Raw genomic sequence first — 7,911 nt, 5'->3', positions numbered from 1 at the left:
GGGGAGCCCTTATGCCCTTAGGGGGTGTCCGTCGGAATGTCGGAATGTCCCCTAATGGCCTGCCGGGGTGGGGGCGCGGGCCGTGGGCCTCGGGGAGTGACCGCAGGAGGGCCTTTGGGCGGGGCGGCAGGGCATCGCCTCCCGTCTCCGGTTTCCCGTCTCGCCTCTCGCCTCTCGTCTGTCACCTTCGTGCGTAGTCGGGCAGGAGCTCCCAGATGTTGAGGTCGGACCGGAAGAGGTACTGAGGACGTTCCTTGATCGCGGTGGTACGGAAGGGGCGGCCCTCGTCGTCGACGCGCAGAACGCCGTGCCGGTCGCCGCTGCTCCACTCCAGCTCCAGGTACCACTGCACGTCATGGCCGGTGGTGTGCGCGACCACGTCGAGGACCTGGGGATCCGTCGCGGAGGTCTTGTAAGGAAAGTCCGTCGCCGGGATCCGGATGTCTCCCTGCCGGCCGGCCACCGGCCGGGCGATCGGGCTGTCGCGGTCCAGGTCGATGTCGAGCGTGGCCGGCGTGACACCGCTGCCGCAGCCGTCCGCCATCACATAGGCGGACCAGTCCAGGGGCGCCGCCCGGCCCACCACCCGTACGTGGAGCGCGCGCAGCACGACCGCCTGTCGGGACGTGCCCTGGACGGCCAGTTCGAGCTGCAACCGCCCGCCGGGTACCGCGCGCAGCGCGCTCACCCAGCCGCGTGCGTTCACCCCGGCCGGAGGCGGGGGCACTTCGGCCGGGGTACGGCCCGTCACGAACACCTGATCACAACTGTCGATCATGGTGTAAGGGCGGGTGCTCACGGTCAGGGGCGGCCCGGAGCGCGTGTCAGGGGCGGGCTCGTCGGCCGGTGCGGACGTCGCTCCGGGGAACGCCGGTTCGTGCGCGGTGTCCGGCGGGTTGCCCTGCGGGCGGTTCGGTGCGTGCGTGCCGCCCGGGAAGGAGGGGGTGGACGGGACGGCCGGAGCGCCCGGACCGGGCTGCCCGGTGAGGCTCGGAACCGGTGCTGTGGGGAGTGAACCGGACGCCCCGGGGCGCCGGTCGGTGGCGAGGGACCGGCCGGCCCTGCTCGTCGGCGACCGTTCGGCGGCACCCGCGTCCGCGGGCGAGTCGGGTTTGGTGGCGGCGTAGCTGGCGACCACGGCCGCCGGGACGACGACGCCCACCGCGGCGGCGAGCAGCGCGCGCCGGACCCGCTTCCGGGTGCCGTACGGGGAGGTGGCCGCCGGTGAGGCGGGCGCCGTTCTCGGGCGACGGGGGCCGATCCCCTTGCGCGTCCGGCCGGAGGCGGAACGTTCCGGCGCCGATGGCGGTAGGGCCTTCGTCCCGTGTGAGGCGGCTGCTGCTCGCGCTTCCGCCCGTTCGTCGGGAACGGTGTCGTCGTTCGGTACGGAGGTGGACGGCGTCTCGGAAACGGCCGGTTTCCGTCCCTCCGGTGACGGGTTCCCAGTCGTCTCCGTGTCCGGCGCGGAAGCCGGCCGGGTGGGCTCCCCGGGGGCCGTCGTCGGTTCGGCGTGCGCTATCGGATTCGGGCCGGTGGTGAGCCGTTCGCCCGGGCGCGTATCGGGAGCGGTCTCCTTCTCAGGGCACCGGTTCGCGTCGGAGGCCCCGCCCGTAGGGGACGGCCCTTCCGGGCCCGAGAGCGAGACCGAATTCGCGTCCGCGTCCGCGTCTGGGGGACGGGTCCCATCGGACTCGGGGCTTCCGGCGACGCCGGACTGCCGGTCGGTACCGGTTCGCCCGCCTCCGTCAGGGCGCCCGGCCGTGGCGCGGCCCGCGCCCGTACCGGTCGCTTCGCGCACGTCGGTCCGCCCGGCAGCGGCCGTCATCCCGCCTGGCTCAGGCGGCCGTTCCTCGCCGGGACCTCCATCCACGGTGGCGGACGTCCGCCGCGCGCCGGAAATCCCACGCTCGGCGGGTATCCCGCCGCCGGTGGCAGCGTGTGTGTCCGCGGCGGGTGCCCCGTCGACGCCCGCCCGGGTGGACGCGGCGGAACGTGTCCCCGGAGAAGGAAGGTCGGCCGCCCCAGGAGCACCATCCGTCCCGGGGCGCTCACCCGGGTGGGGCCGCGTGGCCGCGCCGGTGGTCGTCTGCGCCTTCCGGCGCCGGGCGTCGTCCGCGATGATCCAGCGACGGTGCAGATCGACGAGCTCGTCGGGGCCGGCGCCGCACAGCCGGGCGAAGCGCTCGACAGGGGCGTACTCCGTGGGCACGGCGACGCCATGGCAGTACCGGTGCAGTGTGGACGTGCTCATGTGCAGCCGCTTGGCCAGGACTCCGTAACTACGTCCCGACCGGTCCTTCAGCTCCCGCAGTCGGGCCGCGAACTCGGCTATCCCCTCGGACATACAGGCTCTTCCCGTCCCGGATCCGCGTTCCAGGGCGCGGCATCTCCCCAGGTCGGACTATATGCAGCCGTTCCCGCTTCCCCAAGGACGCGACACGCCTTGCCGCCGGAACGCGCCACGGCACAGGCTGACGACACAGATCGCGGCCCGGACACGACCCGCCGGCCGCGGTCGGAACAGGAGCTGCCGTGCGGATCAGATTCCGCCTCCGTCTCGAACTCGTCGACGCCGTGGCCCTGGGAGTGCTGGTCGCGTCCGTTCTGATGGTCGTGGCGCTTCTGCGCCACTCGTGAGCGCGCCGTTCCCGCACTCCCGGTCCGCGCCGTGACGTCTCGTCGTCGACGGACAAGATCGCCCTCTCTCATGACAGGAGCCCATCATGCGTACCTCGCGTCTCGCCGCTTCCGCCCTTCTCACGGTCGGCGCCCTCGCGCTCGCCGCCGGACAGAGCCAGGCGGCGCCTGCGGTGGCCCGTCCGGCCGCGGCGCCGAAGACGGCCGCGTGTTCCGCGGCGCACACGAAGCTGACCGTGCAGAACGTGACCCGGCCGATCAACCACCAGCTCCTCACCCTCACCAACACCGGTGACACCACGTGCGAGGCGCTGTTCCACCCCTCCCTCGGCTTCGACGACGACCAGTCGGCGACCGCCGTCATAGAGGACAGCAAGCCGCAGGCGGTGGTCACCCTGGCCCCGGGCGAGTCCGCGTACGCCGGGATGGCGCTCTCCGCGGCCGACGGCAGCGCCGACCACGGTCGCTGGGCGCGCGTGGTCCGGGTCTCCCTCTTCGACGGATCGGGTTCCGCCGGGCGGCCCGTGGCGGTCCCGCTGCCTGGCGGTACGTGGATCGACGACTCGGTGTCCGTCACTTACTGGCAGGCGGACCCGGCCGACGCCCTCGTCTGGTGACGCCGACTGCCGGTGGCCGGGGGCGGGGTCAGTTGGCCGGCGCGTCATGCACTCGTCAACCCTGGCCCCGCGCAAGCGATTTGGCCGATAAAAATGCCGTGCGGGTTATTGCCCCCTACAGTTAGCGTCCCCTCGTGGATGAGAGAGAACTACTGGCCCGGGCCGGCGGCCCGGTGACGCGCAGCCGTCTGGTGCGGGAGTTGCGCTCGCTCGGCCTCGCCGAGGGCGACACCGTCATGTTCCATACGAGTCTGTCCGCCCTCGGGTACGTCCCGGGCGGCACGGCCACCGTCATCGACGCGCTGACCGACACCGTGGGCCCGTCCGGCACCCTGATGACGTACTGCGGGTGGAACGACGCGCCGCCCTACGACCTCCCCTCCTGGCCGGAGGAGTGGCAGGCGGCGATGCGGGCCGAGTGCCCGGCCTACGACCCGCTTCTCAGCGAGGCGGACCACAACAACGGCCGCCTCCCGGAGGCCCTCCGGCGCCGGCCGGGCGCCGTGCGCAGCCGGCACCCGGATGTCAGCTTCGCGGCCCTCGGGGCGCGGGCGGAGGCCCTGGTGGCCGACCACCCCTGGGACGACCCCCACGGTCCCGGTAGCCCCTTGGCCCGGCTCACCGCGGTGGGCGGCCGTGTCCTGCTGCTGGGCGCGCCCCTCGACAGCATCACCCTCCTGCACCACGCCGAGGCCCTGGCGGAGGCGCCCGGCAAGCGCTTCGTCGAGTACGAACAGCCGGTCCTCGTCGACGGCGTGCGGACCTGGCGCCGCTTCCGGGACATCGACTCCGAGGAGGGCGCCTTCGACTACGCGCCCGTGGTCCCGGAGGGCGAGTGGCCGTTCGCGGTCATCGCGCGCGACATGCTCGCCGCCGGCCTCGGCGTCCGGGGCACCGTCGGAGCGGCGGAGTGCCACCTCTTCGAGGCGCCGGATGTCGTCCGCTTCGGGGTCCGGTGGATCGAGGAGAAGCTGGGCGGAGCGGGCGGGGGAGGGTGACCTTCCGGGCCGGAGCGCCTTAGGGGGCTCCCCCAGCCGTTCCCCTACCCCCGCTTCCCCCTAGGGGGCTGGTCGTACGTAGGGCATCCCGTAGCCCTGTTCCCCCAGGGGCTGCCCCGGCCGTCGATCGGTGCGGCCGGGGCGCCCTGTGGAGGGACAGTGGGGGAGGCGGATGGTGTCAGCCGCGTTCCGGGTGGTTCCGGCCCAGCCGGAGCTCCTCGTTGAGGCGCAGGGCCTCGTCGAGCCGGTCCTCCAGGCTGATGATGCGGCAGGCGGCCTCGATGGGCGTGCCCTGGTCGACGAGCTCGCGGGCACGGGCCGCGATGCGCAACTGACGCCGCGAGTAGCGGCGGTGGCCGCCTCCCGAACGCAACGGAGTGATCAGCCCCGCTTCGCCCAGGGCTCGGAGGAAGACGGGGGTGGTGCCGAGCATCTCCGCCGCGCGCCCCATCGTGTAGGCGGGGTAATCGTCGTCGTCGAGGTTGTCGGCGGCGTTCGGACGGGCCTCCGGAGCCATGCACACCCTTCGTCGGGCGTCGGAGGGGTGTCGGGCCTGTGCGTGCCCGGCCCCACGGGTGGGTTGCCGCCGGCCGCCCGGTGTACGGGTGCGGTCGGCCGCCGTCTTCTCGGCAAACGCGCCTGCCGACCGGGCTCGGGCCACGCGCGGACCCTGTCGAACCGAGGTCCGGGAGGCATGTCTGTCGTGGCCACGATAGCTTTCGGCGGGCGCCCGAGCGAGGTGATGGGGTGCTGGGGCACCTGGGAGCGGCGACCGCCGGCCCGGATGCCCGACTCCGACCGCGGGACCGCCGGTGCGGCCGACGCACATTTCTGTCGCCGCCGTTGCAGAATTTGAGAAACGTCGGTGTGGGCTTATCCGCGTCATTCGGAACGGAATGAAAATTGTCTCCCGCAGGGCGGGCCCGGCCGTGCTACCGTCGTTGTCAGTTGCAGTTGTGGTTCCCGAAAACCATGCGCACTCCCCGGCTTTCCTGCCGGATGAGGTGCGCGGTGTGAACGGGTCTCTCCGTATGGGGAAATCATCGCGGCGACGCGAGGCCCGCGCGGTGCGGGTCCAGAGCATTCCCCCGAGGGAGAAAATTATGGCCACCGGTGTTGTCAAGTGGTTCAACGCGGAAAAGGGCTTCGGCTTCATCGAGCAGGACGGTGGCGGCGCTGACGTCTTCGCCCACTACTCGAACATCGCCACCCAGGGCTTCCGCGAGCTGCAGGAGGGTCAGAAGGTCTCCTTCGACGTGACCCAGGGCCAGAAGGGCCCGCAGGCCGAGAACATCGTTCCCGCCTGATCGAGCACTCGCGACGCCGGGTCCCGCATCATCCGATGCGGGGCCCGGCGTTTGTGTTTTCCCGGACGCTTTCCGTGGTTCGCTGATCGACGACGGTGTGCGTCATGCCACCGTTCGCCGGCCGGGTATTCGGCGGGAGGGGGAGGTGGGCCGGGACCCGGAAATGGCGGTGTCGGTCAATCCGTCCGCCCCGCGCTTGCGGAGGAGGGTATCCGCTGGATTCGGGACACTTTTTCGTGCGGTGCTGCCGTGTCCTGGTGATTCCGGCCGTTTTTTGTCGTTCCCCGGCTTCTCAGGGCATTCCTCGTCCTCCCGGCTCCCTCCTGGTCCCTCTCCCGACCCCTCGCCTTCGCCGGCCCCCGTGCTCAGGCCGGATAGGGGGCGGCGGCGCGTGCCGTGCGGAGGGCCGCCGTCCACCAGGCCAACCGCTCCAGCAGCTTCCCCGCGTACGCGGGGGCGTCGGGGGCGAGCGGGCGGCCGTCCCGCCACGTGGTGAAGTAGTCGGGGAAAGCGAGCCCGTCGCGGATCGTCACCGCGTGCAGTTCGGTGAGGACGTTCTCCAGGTGCAGCACCGCGTGCCGGCCGCCCGCTGCGCCGCCGTAGCTGACGAAGGCGACGGGCTTGGCCGTCCACTGGGTGAAGTGCCAGTCGATCGCCGCCTTCAGGGACGCGGGATAGCTGTGGTTGTACTCCGGGGTGACGATGACGAACGCGTCCGCACTGTCCAGCGCCGAGGTCAGGGCCGCCATCCCGGCCGGCCGGGGGTAGGCGTCACCGGCGTCCTTTGGGGGCGCAGCGGGCAGGGAGAGGGGAACGTCGATCTCCGCGAGGTCGACGACCTCCACGTCGAATCCGCCGTGCCGGAGCGCCTGTTCGGCGACCCACGAGCCGACGACCGGGCCGAACCGCCCTTCGCGGACGCTGCCGACGAGGATCACCAGTTTGTGCCTGCCGTCGCCGTCGCCGCCGTCGCCCTTCGTGTCCTTGTTCAGGCGCTCGCTGCCGGTCAAGTCCGTGTCCAGGGATGTGTTTTCGTTCATGTGCACCACGATCGGGCCGCGTCGTGGACCGGACCAGACCGCACTCGGGCCGGCCCCGTACGGGAACGGCTCGTCGACGGCCTTTCGGGTGGCTCAGGGTTGATTCCTAAGGGGCGCATGACGGTTGCGCCCCTTAGGGGGCCGCCCTCACAGGGATCTCCCCTACGGGGCAGCCTTCGGGATTCCCCTTACGGGGACGGGATCACCTCTTTCATGGCACCAGACCCCCTACCGTGACCGCGCCTCGCGTCGTAACCGCCTACCCGGCCCGGTGATCACCCACCCAGCCGGTGATCAACCGCCCAGCGCCGCGACGCCCGCCCGGGCGAACTTCTCGTCGAGGTCGCCGCTGGGCGCCCCCGCCACGCCGATGGCGGCGACAGGCGCGCCCTTCGCCCGGACAGGCGCACCGCCCGGCAGGAAGAGCGTGCCGGGGATGTCCTTGAGGGTGGGGGTCTGGGTGAGGCGGCTCATGAGAGCGGAGGTCGGTGCGTTCCAGGAGACGGCGGTGAACGCCTTCTTCTCGGCGCTGCCGTACGACTGCGGGCCCGCGCCGTCCCCGCGGAGGGTGACGAGGGTGTTGCCGTCACGGTCCACGACGGCGACGGAGACCGCCTGGCCCTCCTTGGCGGCGGCGTCGAGAGTGGCCTGCGCCGCCTTGGTGGCGGCGGCGATCGTCAGGTGCCGGGTGGAACGCAGGGAGGTGTCCTCCGCACCGGCGGCGGGGGTGGCGGCGTTGGCGGCGACGGCCCCGACGAGCCCGGCGGCGGCGACGGCGGAGGCGGTGGTGAGGAGCTTCTTGGCCTTGGTCATGGCTCGATCCTCCGGCCGGTACCAGGGCGGGCGCGTCGGCCGGCGGGCTGCTCCGACGGGCGGTCCGGCCGACGCCGGGGTCGACCGATCGGTTGATGCGGGAACCGCCGCGCGCGGCGAGGATGGGCGCGGGTGCGCGGTACGAGAGGTACTGCGTGCGCGACATGTGACGTACGAGCGGTGAGCCGCTGTACGAGGCGTGCCGGCGGTACACGCGGCACGCGGAGAGCGCGAGGAGCTGGGATGCGGCGGCGGACGGGACGAGGGGCTGCGCCCGGCGGGGCCGACGCGGCTCCGTGCGCGTACGGCCCAGGGCACCCGGACGCGTACGCCCCTGACCGCGATCCGGGTGACCGCGATCCGGGTGGCCGCGATCCGCATGACCGCCACCCGTATGACCGCGGCCTGCGTGATCACGTCCATGGCACGGACTCGCTGCCCCACGCGGCTCACGGCGGCGTCCCTGTCTCTTATAAACATCTCCGAGCCAACGAGACCG

Annotated in this window: 7 protein-coding genes and 1 pseudogene; 3 read left to right on the top strand and 5 right to left on the bottom strand. The window is 72.4% G+C overall.

The window, feature by feature from the left end; all coding sequences use genetic code 11:
* Nucleotides 1–181 precede the first annotated feature (181 nt).
* Nucleotides 182–1,162, bottom strand: coding sequence for a transcriptional regulator (locus ACSNOK_RS27620; protein WP_436783506.1), 981 nt, complete (start codon nt 1,160–1,162; stop codon nt 182–184).
* Between the two features lie 930 nt (nt 1,163–2,092).
* Nucleotides 2,093–2,344, bottom strand: a pseudogene (locus tag ACSNOK_RS27615) (helix-turn-helix domain-containing protein); the annotation flags it as partial.
* 379 nt (nt 2,345–2,723) lie between these two features.
* Here ACSNOK_RS27615 and ACSNOK_RS27610 point away from each other — a divergent pair.
* A complete protein-coding gene (locus ACSNOK_RS27610; protein WP_436783505.1) occupies nt 2,724–3,254 on the top strand; it encodes a DUF4232 domain-containing protein in 531 nt (176 codons plus the stop codon).
* A 134-nt stretch (nt 3,255–3,388) separates the two neighbouring features.
* Nucleotides 3,389–4,252: an aminoglycoside 3-N-acetyltransferase gene (gene aac(3) / locus ACSNOK_RS27605; RefSeq protein WP_436783504.1), complete on the top strand. Its 864-nt coding sequence runs from the start codon at nt 3,389–3,391 to the stop codon at nt 4,250–4,252.
* Nucleotides 4,253–4,430: 178 nt separating this feature from the next.
* Here the strand turns inward: aac(3) and ACSNOK_RS27600 are convergent, their stop codons facing one another.
* The gene (locus ACSNOK_RS27600; protein ID WP_436783503.1) at nt 4,431–4,769 is read right to left on the bottom strand and encodes a MerR family transcriptional regulator; all 339 of its coding nucleotides are present in this window, start codon (nt 4,767–4,769) and stop codon (nt 4,431–4,433) included.
* A 586-nt stretch (nt 4,770–5,355) separates the two neighbouring features.
* Here ACSNOK_RS27600 and ACSNOK_RS27595 point away from each other — a divergent pair.
* The gene (locus tag ACSNOK_RS27595) at nt 5,356–5,559 is read left to right on the top strand and encodes a cold-shock protein (protein ID WP_436783502.1); all 204 of its coding nucleotides are present in this window, start codon (nt 5,356–5,358) and stop codon (nt 5,557–5,559) included.
* Nucleotides 5,560–5,924: 365 nt separating this feature from the next.
* On the opposite strand, the gene ACSNOK_RS27590 is transcribed toward ACSNOK_RS27595, so the two are convergent.
* Together ACSNOK_RS27590 and ACSNOK_RS27585 are read right to left on the bottom strand one after the other, a co-directional pair.
* Nucleotides 5,925–6,599, bottom strand: a complete 675-nt coding sequence (locus tag ACSNOK_RS27590; protein ID WP_436783501.1) for an NADPH-dependent FMN reductase — start codon at nt 6,597–6,599, stop codon at nt 5,925–5,927.
* Between the two features lie 294 nt (nt 6,600–6,893).
* The gene (locus ACSNOK_RS27585) at nt 6,894–7,412 is read right to left on the bottom strand and encodes a GlcG/HbpS family heme-binding protein (protein WP_436783500.1); all 519 of its coding nucleotides are present in this window, start codon (nt 7,410–7,412) and stop codon (nt 6,894–6,896) included.
* Nucleotides 7,413–7,911: the final 499 nt, after the last annotated feature.

This window comes from Streptomyces sp. URMC 126 (genome assembly GCF_051386555.1).
GTDB lineage: Bacteria > Actinomycetota > Actinomycetes > Streptomycetales > Streptomycetaceae > Streptomyces.
Note: the sequence above shows the minus strand (reverse complement) of the source record. Positions and strands in the feature narration are given on the sequence as shown.

Excerpts from the sequence above, each read along its gene's own strand:
- ACSNOK_RS27595 (WP_436783502.1), top strand. The coding sequence starts at position 5,356 with ATGGCCACCGGTGTTGTCAAGTGGTTCAACGCGGAAAAGGGCTTCGGC.
- ACSNOK_RS27600 (WP_436783503.1), bottom strand. The coding sequence starts at position 4,769 with ATGGCTCCGGAGGCCCGTCCGAACGCCGCCGACAACCTCGACGACGAC.
- ACSNOK_RS27585 (WP_436783500.1), bottom strand. The coding sequence starts at position 7,412 with ATGACCAAGGCCAAGAAGCTCCTCACCACCGCCTCCGCCGTCGCCGCC.
- ACSNOK_RS27610 (WP_436783505.1), top strand. The coding sequence starts at position 2,724 with ATGCGTACCTCGCGTCTCGCCGCTTCCGCCCTTCTCACGGTCGGCGCC.
- ACSNOK_RS27590 (WP_436783501.1), bottom strand. The coding sequence starts at position 6,599 with ATGAACGAAAACACATCCCTGGACACGGACTTGACCGGCAGCGAGCGC.